Source organism: Candidatus Poribacteria bacterium (assembly GCA_009839745.1).
GTDB lineage: Bacteria > Poribacteria > WGA-4E > WGA-4E > WGA-3G > WGA-3G.
In genome coordinates this window covers 1-14,744 of the sequence record VXPE01000084.1, presented here as the reverse complement: position 1 = coordinate 14,744, position 14,744 = coordinate 1, and the positions used below count along the sequence as shown (strand labels likewise).

The 14,744-nt window shown below is 45.7% G+C and carries 11 protein-coding genes; 5 read left to right on the top strand and 6 right to left on the bottom strand.

Annotated features, from left to right (window positions below):
• Window positions 1-190: 190 nt before the first annotated feature.
• From F4X88_13850 to F4X88_13840, 3 genes are all read right to left on the bottom strand, one after another.
• Window positions 191-553: a hypothetical protein gene (locus F4X88_13850; protein MYA57372.1), complete on the bottom strand. Its 363-nt coding sequence runs from the start codon at window positions 551-553 to the stop codon at window positions 191-193.
• Window positions 495-1,718: an IS630 family transposase gene (locus F4X88_13845; protein MYA57371.1), complete on the bottom strand. Its 1,224-nt coding sequence runs from the start codon at window positions 1,716-1,718 to the stop codon at window positions 495-497. Before F4X88_13845 ends, F4X88_13850 begins: the two co-directional genes overlap by 59 nt.
• A gap of 77 nt (window positions 1,719-1,795) precedes the next feature.
• Window positions 1,796-3,691: a site-specific DNA-methyltransferase gene (locus F4X88_13840; protein MYA57370.1), complete on the bottom strand. Its 1,896-nt coding sequence runs from the start codon at window positions 3,689-3,691 to the stop codon at window positions 1,796-1,798.
• Window positions 3,692-3,963: 272 nt separating this feature from the next.
• Here F4X88_13840 and F4X88_13835 point away from each other — a divergent pair, with 272 nt between their 5' ends.
• The 5 genes from F4X88_13835 to F4X88_13815 all read left to right on the top strand — a co-directional run bounded on the left by F4X88_13835 (window position 3,964) and on the right by F4X88_13815 (window position 11,453).
• Window positions 3,964-6,225 (top strand): tetratricopeptide repeat protein, encoded by a 2,262-nt coding sequence (locus F4X88_13835; protein ID MYA57369.1) that lies wholly within the window; start codon window positions 3,964-3,966, stop codon window positions 6,223-6,225.
• A complete protein-coding gene (locus tag F4X88_13830) occupies window positions 6,222-7,670 on the top strand; it encodes an ATP-binding protein (GenBank protein MYA57368.1) in 1,449 nt (482 codons plus the stop codon). The genes F4X88_13835 and F4X88_13830 overlap by 4 nt, the downstream gene beginning before the upstream one ends.
• A 106-nt stretch (window positions 7,671-7,776) precedes the next feature.
• Window positions 7,777-9,513 carry a hypothetical protein gene (locus F4X88_13825; protein MYA57367.1) on the top strand — a complete coding sequence of 579 codons (1,737 nt, stop codon included), beginning with the start codon at window positions 7,777-7,779 and terminating at the stop codon, window positions 9,511-9,513.
• Between the two features lie 154 nt (window positions 9,514-9,667).
• Window positions 9,668-10,354, top strand: coding sequence for a glycosyltransferase (locus tag F4X88_13820; protein MYA57366.1), 687 nt, complete (start codon window positions 9,668-9,670; stop codon window positions 10,352-10,354).
• Between the two features lie 118 nt (window positions 10,355-10,472).
• A complete protein-coding gene (locus F4X88_13815; protein MYA57365.1) occupies window positions 10,473-11,453 on the top strand; it encodes a hypothetical protein in 981 nt (326 codons plus the stop codon).
• A gap of 125 nt (window positions 11,454-11,578) precedes the next feature.
• Here the strand turns inward: F4X88_13815 and F4X88_13810 are convergent, their stop codons facing one another.
• The 3 genes from F4X88_13810 to F4X88_13800 all read right to left on the bottom strand — a co-directional run bounded on the left by F4X88_13810 (window position 11,579) and on the right by F4X88_13800 (window position 14,570).
• Window positions 11,579-12,664 (bottom strand): hypothetical protein, encoded by a 1,086-nt coding sequence (locus F4X88_13810; protein MYA57364.1) that lies wholly within the window; start codon window positions 12,662-12,664, stop codon window positions 11,579-11,581.
• 56 nt (window positions 12,665-12,720) lie between these two features.
• Complete coding sequence (locus tag F4X88_13805; GenBank protein ID MYA57363.1) at window positions 12,721-13,590, bottom strand: hypothetical protein; 870 nt, start codon at window positions 13,588-13,590, stop codon at window positions 12,721-12,723.
• A 107-nt stretch (window positions 13,591-13,697) separates the two neighbouring features.
• Window positions 13,698-14,570, bottom strand: a complete 873-nt coding sequence (locus tag F4X88_13800; protein MYA57362.1) for a hypothetical protein — start codon at window positions 14,568-14,570, stop codon at window positions 13,698-13,700.
• Window positions 14,571-14,744 lie beyond the last annotated feature (174 nt).

The following is a 14,744-nucleotide window of genomic DNA, read 5'->3' as shown; positions in this document are numbered from 1 at the left end:
TTGCATCTACTCTCACACATAGATTTTTAAAATTGCCCAAACGATATTATTTTTTCTTCAGATCCGCCCATGTGCCAACAACACTCTTTTTGATGAGAGACGGTGCAGCAGGCGCAGGCATCGGAACCGTCCACTCACTTCTGATAAACCAAGACGCATTCCAGTCAACATCTTTCAGAGATACATTTCGTCAAACTCTCGGATCCTCTGCATTCCTGAGCACCTGAAAGACATCGAATCGCTTATAGCACGAGATGCCGAAATCTACACGACGACCCTGATCATCATAGAGACGATAATCAAACCCCGGCGCAGGCGACCCCGGGAATCCCATACCTGTCATCGGGAAAGGAGTCGCTTCTGGGTTCTCTATGAATGCAAAACTACCTTCTACGAATCCCGCATCCACAACAACCGAGTTCTCTGACATCAAGAGATACTCGCTATGCCGATTATACGGCAGGGCGACCTCGAGTTTCCAGCCCTCCAAGGTCTCAAGGACTTCCTCTGGATGCACATAGATAGCAACCCAGATTCGGTAATAATCCGACATAGTGTAACAACTCCTGTGAACCGCCTTTGAATTGTTCCATGAAGTCGATGACTTTCTCTTGAAGTGCTGTCCAGTCATTGCTGAGACGATGTAGATGTATGACCGATTGCCGCACCCAGCGCCACAACTTCTCAATCGGATTCGTCCAAGAGGCATACGTCGGGAGCTGCAATATCTCAATAGGGAGTTTCTCAAGTTTGCCTATTTTCCTCGACTGTTTATCGCTCCAATTCGGTGGGATCGGTTTAGTAAACGTCGTCGTCTGTGGCAGAAGTGCTGCCATAAGATTGGCATGAAAATGTATCGCACGATTGTCCTGAATCAAATAGATGCGTTTCGCCTTTCGATAGCGTTGGCAAATCTGCGTGTAAAATGTATGGAGTGCGACGACTGTGCAGCTTTCGACTTGTTGATAAACAACATCTCCGGTGTGCGGGTTGAGCGCACCGATGCCATAACAGGTCGCCTGTGAAAGATAACTCTTGCGTGCCAAAGGATATTTCGTTCCCGTCTCCGCCCAGTCTTTTGCGACTGTCGGTTGTAGATTGAAACCAAACTCGTCTTGATAAACGACGACGCAAGTTTCTGGGTTCTCACGGGCTTCTTCTAAAGCTTGCTGGATACGAGAAAGTTTTTCAGTATAAGCTTCATCAGGACTTCGCACATATTCTCTGGCACGCTTATAGCTGAGACCTAAACGTGAAAAAACCTGATGAATGCCCGGTAGCGATAACTCTTCAAGCCACGGCACGACTTGACCGAGACTCCGGAGCGTCCAGCGAGTTTGATTTTCATTGACCAGACCCGGATCCTGACCGATAGCCACTAAGACCTCCGACTCGGCTTCTTGCGGCGACTTGGGCGAAAAAGCAGGTTTTCGACCGCTGCCGGGTCTATTAGACAACCCGCTGATGCCGTGTTCCCGGTACCGACGCAGCCACGCATAGACGGTATCAGGATCTCGCTTTTTCAGGAGTCCGCTACGAGCGACTTGATGTGGTGAATAGCCTTCATGGATTTTCAACATCGCTGTCGCACGTTCTCGCAGATACGCAGGTGCGCCTTTATCTCGAAGCGCAATGAGAGCATGGATTTCGGACGCACTCAACTCAAGTTTATGGTGTTTTGCCATGAGAGAATACCTCCTTGGGTTGGAGGACAACATAAATCACAATATTACCGAATTATTTTTTTACACTTCATACAGTTTGTGCATATTAGCATGAAAACTAAAAGTTTGCGCTACGAAGAATCGCTATAAAACGCCCTATTCAACGCCTTATCTTCCGCACTCACAGCAAAATCTGCATCCTCCATTTCGGAGAGGTTGACATAGAGTTGATTTTTATCCAGCAATTCTGCCAATAGATGTTTTTGTGCCTCAAGATCGTCAATGGCGTTGAAATCGTCCATCGCCTCTTGTGGCGTTTCAGCATTGACATACCAGTTTAGGAAGGAGTTTTGGGCGATGTCCCGCCAGAGGGCAACGAGTTCTGCGGAAGATTGTGCAGCTTGGATTTTGTCCATGTAGGCTTGGTTGTATTGCATCAATTCACAATAGATAAAATCGCCGCCACCTTGCTTTTCTATAACTTTTTTCACGCGAGGCATGGTAACACTTTCAACATAATCCATCTGTTCTACCAAAATAAATTGCCGATTTCCATTGTCTTGCTTGTTCAATTCTAAAACGGCATGTGCGGTAGTTCCTGAACCAGCGTGAAAGTCGAGAATAATGGCATCTTTATCTTTTTGAAAAAAAGTAGCACCGAATATGATTTTTTTTAGCAATGCAGTTGGCTTTGGAAAAGCAAAAATATCTTCACCCATAAGATCTTTCAGTTCATTCTTACCATCTGCATTAAGGTGTTTTAAAACAGAATAAAACTTTGAACCATCTTCGTCTAATGCTCTATATCTCCCGACAATTGTTTTATTTTTTCCCTTATTCAAAAGGATGTACTGACCGGCTTCTATGCCTTTGTCAATTTCATCTTTTTTGGCTTTTCCTTTAATTTTCTCAATATCTTCATAATAACAAGTCCCATATTTTCCGAATTCTATTCTCAACCAGTCTTCTTCAATCCAGTATTTCTTACCATCTTTTTCAACGATCTTGCCTCTGATATCTTTAGGCTTTCTCAAGGGTTCAAATTTTTCGATGTTTTTTGCATAAGTCAATAAGTAGTCATGCCCTTTTACCACTTGTTTAGCAAGTCCACCGCCTTCTGCCCGAATGACTACAAAATTGGTGACAAAATTTTTATTTCCAAAAATTTCGTCCATTAAAACTTTCAAATATGCATGTTCATTGTCATCACAACTGGCAAAGAACACGCCATCGTCTGTTAATAGTTCCTTTGCTACTTCCAACCGGTTTTTCATAAACGTCAGCCAACTGGAACGGTTAAAACTATCATTGTAGCCGAAACTATCACTTCCGGTGTTATATGGTGGATCGATGTAAATCAGTTTGATCTGTCCACGGAATTGCTGTTTGAGTGTGTGGAGTGCGATCAGGTTGTTGCCTTTGATGATAAAGTTTTCGCGTATCGTGCCGTTGTTGTCGCGCTTGATCTCGGTTACGTCTTGTTCACCTGCGACGGTGTGGCGTTTCCAGTTGGTAAGTGCCTTCGGATCAAACAGGTGGTCAATTTCGTCTTGTGCGAGGATTTCGTTGAAGAAAATCTCTTTACGCTTTTCCGCTTCCTTTGTCTGTCCGCCTTCAAGCACGCAATCTTTGTAGGGCCAGACGAGTGAAACCTCGCCGCGTTCGCGTAAGAATTTTCCGTCAATGTCCAAGCCGATTTTGTTGCGGAATTGGGTGTAGGAATTGGCAAGGAAGTTCTTTTCGTTGATGTAGTCAATAAAGGTGTTGTGGTTGAACACCCAATGTCCGTCAATTTCGTCAAAGAAGGTTGATTTTATCGCTGGATCGGAAAGCAGTAGCCTGATGAGGTTAGGGTCGAGTTTCCATGCGTGGTCTTTGACTGCGGCGGGGAGGAGTTCGCCTGATTCGTCAAGGAAGTCGGGATTTTTTTTGAGGCGTGCGATCAGTTTTTCGTTGAAGTTTTGTTTTGGCATAGGGCAAGGACTTCCGTGTTTTTCAAAAGGTGTTTCATGCTTACATTGTATCATTAATTTTTCAAAGGAGCAATGAAGATTTAAAAATTTGAAAATTTAAGGAAGGCGGGGAATTTGAAGGGAAAATAAAGTGTCTGAATCGCGAATTACACAGGTTTCGCGGATTACACTTGAGCAAAGCGATATGTCTATAGAAAGCATGGCATTTCCAATCTATGTGCCTCTTGGGGGGTTAATTGGGGCTCACACCTCCGAATTCGATTGACATCTATTCTTTTGGCGTGGTATCATTACTCCGAAATAAATTGTATTGCGGAGAAAAAGCCATGCAAGAACCGAATCAGGGATTTACCCATATTTCCAACATCTTTAGCGTTGCTTACGCTAACAATACGCCATCCAGCAAACAAGATAGTGCCGCTACATACAATAACAGTGGAATCATTCACGCCGAAAAGGGAAAATATGGTTTTGCTATTGAGGACTTTAACAAAGCGATAGAACTTGATGCAAACCATGTCGAAGCCTATTGCAACCGCGGTACTGCATACTACCTACAAAATGAGTTTGAAATCGCCATAGAAAATTATAATAAGGCGGCTGCCCTGAATCCACGTCATGCTGGCACATATAACAATCGGGGTGCTGCCTACGCCAATAATGGTGAACATGCGAAAGCGATCAAGGATTTCACAACAGCAATTAAACTAAATCCACAAGATGCTGGGCTCTACAACAATCGCGGACTTGTTTATGGAAATATATTTGATTTTGATCGGGCAATCAAGAATTACAACAAGGCGATAGAACTAAATCCAAATTTTGCAGATGCTTATATCAATCGCGGTGTGGCTAAACATCACAAAGGTAAATATAGGACAGCAATCGAAGACTATAGCAGAGCCATAGAACTGTACCCGGATCATGTCTTAGTCTACAACAATCGTGGACTTTCTCACGACCTAAACGGTGATCTTGGCCGAGCCATCAAAGATTATAATGAAGCAATAAGACGAAAAGTAGATTATGCAGAAGCCTATTACAATCGCGGTGCTGCCTATGGTAAGAAAGGCGAAGTTGACCTCGCTATTAGAGACTCCAACAAAGCTATAGAACTTGATCCTAATCATGCAGGTGCCTATGGTAATCTTGGCTCTGCTTATGCTAACAAAGAGGAATATGATCGAGCAATCACTGCCTATACCAAAGCAATAGACCTGAATCCAGCAGGTGTTGCTGCTTATACCAATCGCGGTAGAGTCTATTTTATAAAAGGTAAAGTTAACCGTGCTATTGAGGATTATACAAGGGCTGTAGAACTGGACTCAGAAGATAGTATAGCCTATTATAATCGCGGGGAATCATGGTTACGTCTTAAAGAATGGGATAAAGCCAAAGTTGATCTAATGACTGCAAAACGTATGGGTATGGATGTCATTGCTGCGTTTCATAACTCATACAAAAACGTTGAGACTTATGAGCGGCGACACCGTGTTAAATTACCGAAAGACATCACACTTTTACTAACACAACGTCGGCGGACCCGTTACCCCAAGACACAAAAGGTATTGGATGTCGGGGGCACCCCTATTGAATCACCGAATGTCGTGAATTTACGCGAGCAGCTTCGCAATGTGAGTCGGATAACATTAGGCACGTATGTCAAAACGAAACCTGCTTTCGGTCTCAATACATCACCGACTGAAGCGTTCATTGTAGACAAAGCGACACGCGACAGACTCATTGTGGAACACCCTTCATCCATTGATATTTTGAAGCCGTTTTTGCATGGAGAGGATATAAGACGTTGGCATGTTGACACACCGCAGCAGTGGTTAATTTTTGCACATCGTGGAATAGCAATCAACGATTACCCTGCCATCTTGGAATATCTGGAAAAACATAGAAAGCCGCTGAGTAAAAGAAAAGGCAAACAGAAATGGTATGAACTTCAAGCATCTCTTAAGGATACAGAACGTTTTTCGCAACCCAAACTGGTCTGCCCAGATACCTATGATCATCAGACTTTCGCTGTTGATACTGCCGGTTATTATTACGGCAAAACCGCCTACCTTATCCCTACTGAGGAGACATGGCTCTGTGGTCTCCTTAATTCTCGGACTGTAGAGTGGTTTTATTCGCAGGTGTCGAACCAATTGACGATTGATCCGCTTCGGGCGCGGAGTGGGTATCTCCAACAGATTCCGATTCCTGACATCACGCCGGTCCACAAAGCACTCATCGCTAAAATCGTTGATTATCTGATCTATCTACAGCAGCAACCGGAGATAAACAGCAAGGATTTGAAGTATGCCCGCGACCGCATAATGCTCGGATACTTTGAGCGCGTTATTGATGGATTGGTTTATGAGGCTTACCTACCTGCGGAACTTCATAAGAGCAATAAAGTTTTCTTGAAACCGTTATTGGACGAAGGGTTGCCATCGATTGAGGAGATTCAGAGTGATAAAATGTCCGCTTTCCGGGACATCTTTGAACTGTTATATGACAGGATGCATCTTGTCCGACGCCACCTTTATTATTTGGATAGTATAAAACCTGTCCGCATCATTCAGGGAAAACTGTGAAAATAACCAATATTGAGATCAAAAACTTTAGAGCTTTTCCGCAAATCTATCATATCAATCTTCATAATGCAGGGAAAAACTTACTTGTTTATGGAGAAAATGGGAGCGGAAAATCGTCACTATATCTCGCCCTAAAGTATTTTCTTGAATCCAGTGTGCCCGAAAATAGCGAGGATAACAGAAACCGAGCGTTTGAAACCCATCAGAACATCTTTACCGAGGATCCTGGTCATATCAAACTTCGTTTTCTTTCAGAGTCTCAACAAGAGAAAAATACCTACGAGTGGTCAAGAGATGTTAAAGAAATAACTGACGAACTGATTAGTGAAACGTCAAAAGCGAAGGGTTTTCTGGACTACAAGTCGCTGTTGGAAACACACTACCTCCATCGTGAAAACGACACAGTAAATCTGTTTGATTTATTGGTTAAGACATTGTTAGCAAATACCATCAACCCCGTGACGGAAAGAACCCTTGCCGAGGATTGGAATATTATTCAGCCGCCATTTCCCCGCAGAGGCGCGAAAACCCAAATAGCAGCTCTTGAGGGACGGATAAACTTTTTTAACGATGAACTAACAAACAGATTAGCAGAGCTGCGTCCAAAGGCATCCGAAATTCTCAACAAGTTTGGATATAAGGTCGAACTTGACTTAGATTTTCAGAGAGTCGCATACAACCAAGATGAGAAAACACTTGACAACCAAGAGATTCTCTTAAAAGTTGAATTTTTTGATACAGATATATCTGCACATCATCGCTTCCTGAACGAGGCAAAGTTGTCAGCAATTGCTATTGCTATCTATCTTTCGTCAATCTTATGCTTGCCAGAACCAAAAGAGGGCATGAAAATTCTTGCCCTTGACGATGTTCTGATAGGTTTGGACATGTCAAACCGTCTACCGGTACTCGACATTCTGAACGACTACTTTCCAGACCACCAGATCTTTTTGACGACTTACGATAAGGCGTGGTATGAAATCGCCAAACAACGCCCCTCCCGTAGTGGAAAATGGAAAGCCGTTGAATTCTATTTCTCCCAAACCGATGCATACGAAATTCCGGTCTATGCAGAAGATAAGGCATACCTTGAAAAAGCGAAGGAATATCTTGATGCCAATGATTACAAAGCCTGTGCAATCTATGTTCGCACGGCGTTTGAAGCTGTAATCAAGCAATATTGTGAGAAAAAGGATCTTGCTATCAAGTACCGCGAAAATCCGAGAGATTTGAGAAGTGAGGACTTCTGGATACCCATAAAAATGGAAAAGGACGAAGATGGACTTCTCCTTTTAGATTTAAGGGTCGTTGACAAAATTGAATGGGCGCGAAAATTTATTCTAAACGAACTCAGTCACGCTACTTTTGCGAATATTTACAGAAAAGAACTTGAGGATGCTATTGAAGCAGTAGAACAGCTGGAGAACGCCTTAGCAGCGGTCTAAACCGTTCTGCCCCCGGGAGGCGAGGTTTCCTAACCTCGCTGATGCAAAGTGTAAAAGTAATTATGGATTTTACTATAAAACCGCATCCCGATATAGTAGGGAGAATATGAAAAAGGAAATTAAATCCGCGCTAACACGCGGCACTGCTTGTTTACTGACACAACACTCCAAAGACGGAAACTTTGAGGGACAACTCTCCTCAAGCACATTTCCGACCTGCGCGTATGCTTGGATTGAGCTCATCCAAGGCAAAACCCCAGATCCGGCGCTCATTGAATGGTTCATCGCAAACCAGAACGAAGATGGCGGATGGGGATTAGATACCGCAAATGTCTCAAATGCAGAAGCCACCCGATTTGTTCAATTAATACTGGAACAAACCCATCAGCGTTCACCCGATACCGACCTCCAAAAACTGCTGACATCTGTCCCGAAATTTCCACCGCACCTCGCTTTAATCAAATTGGCGTATGCCGCTTTTAATCGATTCGATTGGAACGAGCTGACCCTCTCGGAAAATGCCCTCCCTCTCATGAAACTCGCACGGCAACTCACGAAGATTCCGCTGCTTGGCAGTCGGTTGAAACCGCCGAGACACCGAGTGCCGCCTGTCGCGCTTTTCAACACACCACTGTTCGATGCCCTCTTCATTGCTGAACGGCATACACTCGTGCCGGTCTTCATTATGATTGAACTAAACACAGCAAGACGTCCTGAAATGATAGCCTCCCTCACGGAATGGTTAAAAACGCATGTCCTCAGCGATGGGAGTTGGTTTCGAGTGAACTACATTACTGCCCTCTCTGTTTTGGCACTGATGGAGCTCCAAGAAAAATGGGAAGCTGATGAAGAGACCGCAGCGTTTATCGAACGCGGGATCGGTTGGCTCCAAACCACGCGGAATCCTGATGGCGGATGCCGAGAGGCATTGAACCTGAATGTATGGGACACAGCGTTGAGCATCATCACCCTCACAGATGTATACGCGACACACAATGGATTGGGATTACAAACCCCGGTTACAGATGAACTGACAGATAAAGTGAAACGCGCCGCGCAGTGGCTCGTCACCCATCAAAATGAAGACGGCGGGTGGGCGTTCTCAGGATTAGGCGACAGCACACTGCCAAGCGACGCTGATGATACCGCACTCGGCACCCTGGCACTGATTCGCTCACTTCTCGTGGATGCCCCTATCAATCGTGAGGCTTTAGAGGGAGCAGTTCAGCGTGGCATCGCATGGTTAAAGACACAGCAAAGCCGCGATGGGAGTTGGAGTACATATCAACCCGGACAAGGCGATGTGGGGTGCGTGAGTATCACAGCACATGCCATTGAGGCACTGCTCGCGGTTGATCAGAGCGATATTCCCGATATACCCGATGGTCAGAGTGCGATGAACGCTGGAATCCACTATCTTCGGAAACAAATTCATCGAGATGGGTATTGGCGAGACCTCTGGTTAGCAAAAGATACGTATGGCACCGCCTGCGCTATCATAGCACTCGTCAAGGCTGGATTGAAAAATGTCCCTGAAGTCCAGCGGGGTATTGAATGGCTCGAACGCACCCAGAATGCGGATGGCGGATGGGGAGAAGATATGTTCGGGAATCCCACTGAAAGCACAGTGGAACAGACAGCTTGGAGCACGTATGCCCTCCTGCTCGCGAATTCCGAAAACTCCGCTGCTGAGCGAGGGACAGCGTTTCTGCTCAAACACCAGCGAGAAGACGGTTCATGGCCCGAACAGTGCGTGGGCATCTATTGGGAGATCATCGGCGGTTATGCGGATCCGATTTATGCGTCCGTCTTTCCGATACTTGCGCTCAATCAACTTTTCTAACTATGGGAATCTGGGCATTGTTTCCTGTGCAAGCCGCGTGTGGGCTTGCAGGATAATGTTCCACAATGGTGTTTGGTTAATTCCAGCGCGACTGGGGATTTGAACAGTTTTTAAGAGTTTTCTTCACTACTATAAACTTCGGTCAGGTTCGGACATGGCGAAATCGCGAAAAATATCGGTCATTATACCGATTCTGAACGAAGCAAAGATTCTGGGCAAAACACTCTCCCAACTTCAGCCTGAATTGGGACCTCATGAGCTAATCATCGTAGATGGTGGAAGCAGCGATAGTTCTGTCTGTATTGCGAAGGGATACGGAGAGGTGCTAACATCGGCGCGTGGAAGGGCAAAGCAGCTGAACGCAGGTGCAGCGGCAGCAACAGGCGATATCCTGCTTTTCCTGCATGCGGATGTCTGGCTCGAAACCGGTGCATTGGTGGCAGTCGAAGCCGCACTGTCGGCAGGTTACATCGGGGGTGGATTCCGTCAGAAGATCGATGGCAAATGTATCCTCTATCGTCTGATTGAAATAGCAGGGAACATCCGAGGCAAATACCTAAAGGTATTTTATGGGGATAGCGGCATTTTTTTAGCACGCGCCACCTTTGAGAAAATCGGTGGTTTTCCAGATGTCCCGGTTCTGGAAGAGATGGAATTTTCAAAAGGATTGCGAAAACTCGGTAAAACGACGCTCATTGTTCCACACATCCATTTATCCGCCAGACGCTGGGAAGCGCGGGGTATCATCCGAACGACATTAAACAACTGGTTGATAACGCTCCTATATTTCCTGAAAGTCTCACCAGAGCGGCTTGCCAAACTTTATAGCCATATCCGGTAGCAGCAACCATAGACAGGCACGCAATAGCTTGTCGCCGATTCAGGCAAGCGGCACACGTGATTAAGCAATAGGGACTTTGGAAATTCCATTTTGGTTTTGAACCCTGGAGGAATTTACTATGAAACGCACACACATTCTTTGTATTCTCTGTCTGATACTGTTCGGCACGAGCGTTTATCCGATTTTGGCACAAGCACCTACAACCCCTAAAATAGCGTTCATGACAGCACGCAATAAGAATAGGGATATCTATCTGATAAACCCCGACGGTAGTGGGATGGAGAGAATCACTCATCATCCCGCAATGGATGTCGGTCCCAGATGGTCGCCGACGGGGGAGCAGATTCTTTTTAAATCCGATCGCGATCGGTCTCGATTGAGTTGGGATTTGTATCTAATGGACGCTGATGGCTTTAATGTGCGACGAATTTTTGCCAAATCGAGGGATAGGAGATCCGCAGAATGGTCCCCTGATGGAAAACAGATTGCTTACACGCGCTGGGAGCAAGGGATAAATTATATCTATATTGCGCCAATAAATGGGAAAAAAGAGGAACGCGTGGTAATAGGGAGTCAACCGTCGTGGTCGCCGGATGGCACAGAGATAGCCTTTATTGAGGGTGGGCCGCGAGATCCAAAGCGTGTTAGTATCCTCAATGTGAAAACGGGGAAACATAAATTTTTCTTTCCGCCCAAGGCACCTGACTGGGTCCGGCATGTAGCATGGTCTCCAACGGGAGACAAATTTGCGTTTTCCTGGAACAAAGTCCCTGGAAATCATAATACAGAAACCATTTACATTGTCAATCGTGACGGCACGGGGGTTCGACAGGTCATTAACAAAGATGTCGGTCGCGCTGTGGAACCGAGTTGGTCTCCGGATGCCAACACGCTTCTTTATCATGCTTTTGATAAGAACGATGACCTGCAAATGTTCAAAGTCTCTTTGGTGGACGGAGTGCCCGTCCAACTCACCCCTCCAGGATTCTGGCATTATGTCGGAGATTGGTTTGATCCAGCGTTTGCCTTGCCTGTTTCACCGCAACCGCATTTATTAACAACGACGTGGAGCAAAATGAAAGCTACGTCCCCTAAATAGCATGCTTCTGTTAAATAGATGAGCGAGGTTTTCAACTGTCCCAGTCATCTGTCCATAGTATGTGGTATTTTCCAATCGCATCTGCCTATAGTGTATCGGTCATTCTAATATCTACAATAGTAATACTACTGCTGCTTCATCTTTCCCCACACAGTCGTTGATGTAGCGTTTGTCGGTTCAACAGGCAATCCTGGACTATTGATCCAATCTGCCAGGTAGTTCTCCCCGCTGCGAGTGAGTTGTCGAGGTTTTCCACGTTCCGAATCAACCTTAAAGAGTTGTCTTCGATTGTCAACGCGCTTTTCATAGAGAATCTCACTGCCGTCTGAAGACCAAGTTGGATGGTTAACAATCGGTTCTTTGACAAGGTGTTTTACCCCAGCTCCATCTCGATCCGCAACGTAAAGCGTCAGTTTATCATCTACTCTCAGCGGACCCACGTGATTTTTCGGCCATTTAAGGGCGGCAAAAGCGAGTTTGTCTCCAGTAGGGGACCAGGTTGGCTGCCACATCACGAATCTTCTCCCTTCAAGAAACACTCTTATGCTGTCGGTATTCAGGTTAATCAGTCGAATCTTTCCACCGCCTTTCCAATCATAAGCTATTTCTGAACCGTCTGGTGACCACGCCGGATTTGCGCGCCCCCAATCTATCCATGCCAAGTGCTTCTCGGAGTGTCCTGTTATTGATGCAACCATTATAGCATTCTCTTCAGGGACTGCATAAGCAATCATTTTTCCATCGGGAGACCATGTTGGTTGTTCTCTGTGTCCGGATCTCTGAAAGACACGCTGGACATTATCTCCGTCTGCATCCATTAAGTAGAGATCACGCACTCCATCACGATTTGAGACAAATAGTATCTGTTCTCCATCCGGCGACCAGGTAGGATCGAGATCAGCAGCACGGTTCCGAGTTAAATTAATCTCTCTGGTCCCATTGGAATTCATGACGTAGATTTCCTGATTCCCATCGCGGGTTGATGTAAAAACAATTGGGGCAGTGGTAGCAGCATTTGCAAAGATTGGACAAAGATGCTGACACAACAGGACTAAGATGATAGCGGAGAAAAGTGTTGAGGCAAAGTATTTCATCAGAAGTACCTCCGAAGCAGTTATCGTTCGTAGCGAGATAGGAGCGATCCTAATAAAGAAATTGGCAAACGGAGAAGAAGAAAATGCCTCTGCACCGTTCGGACGGTAGAGAGGCATTTTCTTGTAGAAGGGGTCAAGAAGTAAGAACTATCTCGACGATAAAGCATGCGAAATTAGCGAACCTGTTTGATTGAACCCCAAGTTGTCGCTAACTTGTTTTTGGCTTCAACGTTGAAGGCCGCGTTTTCTGAAAGCCAGTTATTGATGAATTCAGCGACGCCGATACCGCGGATATCGGGTTTGTCGGGCCATTCGGGTTTGGCGGCCTGCCACATGGCGGCAATCATACCGGTGCCATCTTTACCCGGTGACTTGCTGATAGCGACAGCCGGATCGGCGTTATTTTTGTCAGCCTCACCAAAGATGACGAGATCCCAATCTGAGCCTTTAAATTGCTCTACGTGCCAAGGCCGATCAGAGTTGAAGGGTTTCATCGATGGAATGTATTCTTTGCCGAGATCCGTTGGTTTCATACCACCCACTCGCGCCCCGAAAGTAAGTCCATTAATGTCAAATACATTCGCTGCGCCTGTAGGACCGTTATTTGGGCTGCGGACACCGCCTTCGTAACTCATATAGAAGATCCAGTCGGCGACATTAATGACAATGTTGCCTTCTTCAATGAAGTTCTCTACATTGGAGCCGTCGGCATCTTTGTTTGGGAACTCATACAGTCCGCTCGGACACGTTCCACACGCAAGGATGATAACATCCTGTTGTCCGTTACCGGTATGTTCAACAGTCCACTTCGCAAGGGGTGAATCATCACCCACTTCATCACCATCTCCGAAATCCTCAATATTATCAAAGAGGGATTTGATCCCTGGGTCGTCTGTAATGACTTTAACGTTTTCTCGAACGGCTTTATCGGAAATCCAACCCGGGTTGGTGGGTCCTGAATAGAAGGCCAAATTGTTGGCTGAAGCTACAGCCACAAAACTAAAGAGCGCCAATAGGGTTATACCCAAATAGACTTTTTTCATGATGTACAATACCTCCTTTTAGGTTTACATCAGTATGTGAGTTGTTTCTGGAATGGCACGTTAAGGTGCCATTCCAGTTATTGTTAGACACGTTGTCAGAGAGACAATTAGCGATCAGATTTGATTTTACCCCAGACCGTCGCTATTTTGTCTTGGGGTTCTACTGGGGTGGCGATACTTCCGTTTTCCATCAGCCAATTGGCGATAAATTCAATAACGCCACTTGCCCGTGGGTCATCACCCTCCCACTCGGGTTGCGCTTTTTGCCACATAGCAGCGATGATGCCGCCATAGGTTGTATTAACAGCAACCGCTGGGTCGGCTGAATTGGCATCGTTGTTTGAAACAGCAAAGGCGGTCACTTCCCAATCAGTGCCATCGAACTGTTCAAGGTGCCATGGACGGTCAGATTGAAACTCAACGAGTGACGGAAGGTATTTTTCGCCCATATCGGTGGGGACTGCGGGGCCACCCCTGTTTCCGAAACTCAGTCCAGGGATGTCAAAGACGTTTGCGGCACCATCCGCACCGTTATTCGCGCTACGGGTCCCGCCTTCATAACTCATGTACAAAATCCAGTCCGCAACGTTGATAAAGACGTTCCCATCTTCGATGAATTTTTCGATATTGGAGTCGTCTGGGTCAACGTTAGGGAATTGATAGATCGCACTCGGGGCGGTGCCGGACGCAGCAATAAAGACATCCTGCTGTCCGTTACCGGTGTGGGCTTGCATCCACTTGCCCAAGGGTGAATCGGAGCCGACCTCGTCACCATCTCCGTAGTTTTCAATGCTTTCAAAAATGGCTTTCATCTGATCGTCATTCATAATCGCCTCAGCATTCGCGATGGCAGCGTCTTGCGAAATCCAGCCCGGATTCGTCGGGCCTGAATAGATTGCCAAATCTGCCGCTGGAACACTTGTCAAAGCAAAGACGAAAAACGATAAACTGAGAATCGAAATTTGAAAAAATTGTTTCACGTTTACTTACCCCCTTTTTGGGTTAATTAAAACAGCACTGTTTGCTGTTAACAGAATTTGCGGTATATTTCCTGAAACTACGATGAACATATTTGTTTGCAACACCTTCTATCTATACTAAACTAAAGTTTGGACAATATTATGATATTCAAGCTGCCTTGTCGAAAGGCAGTG

What these genes read in the sequence shown, in the direction of transcription:
- F4X88_13835 (MYA57369.1), top strand. Translation starts at nt 3,964, where the DNA reads ATGCAAGAACCGAATCAGGGATTTACCCATATTTCCAACATCTTTAGC.
- F4X88_13850 (MYA57372.1), bottom strand. Translation starts at nt 553, where the DNA reads ATGTCGGATTATTACCGAATCTGGGTTGCTATCTATGTGCATCCAGAG.
- F4X88_13840 (MYA57370.1), bottom strand. Translation starts at nt 3,691, where the DNA reads ATGATACAATGTAAGCATGAAACACCTTTTGAAAAACACGGAAGTCCT.
- F4X88_13820 (MYA57366.1), top strand. Translation starts at nt 9,668, where the DNA reads ATGGCGAAATCGCGAAAAATATCGGTCATTATACCGATTCTGAACGAA.
- F4X88_13805 (MYA57363.1), bottom strand. Translation starts at nt 13,590, where the DNA reads ATGAAAAAAGTCTATTTGGGTATAACCCTATTGGCGCTCTTTAGTTTT.
- F4X88_13810 (MYA57364.1), bottom strand. Translation starts at nt 12,664, where the DNA reads ATGCCTCTCTACCGTCCGAACGGTGCAGAGGCATTTTCTTCTTCTCCG.
- F4X88_13825 (MYA57367.1), top strand. Translation starts at nt 7,777, where the DNA reads ATGAAAAAGGAAATTAAATCCGCGCTAACACGCGGCACTGCTTGTTTA.
- F4X88_13845 (MYA57371.1), bottom strand. Translation starts at nt 1,718, where the DNA reads ATGTTGTCCTCCAACCCAAGGAGGTATTCTCTCATGGCAAAACACCAT.
- F4X88_13815 (MYA57365.1), top strand. Translation starts at nt 10,473, where the DNA reads ATGAAACGCACACACATTCTTTGTATTCTCTGTCTGATACTGTTCGGC.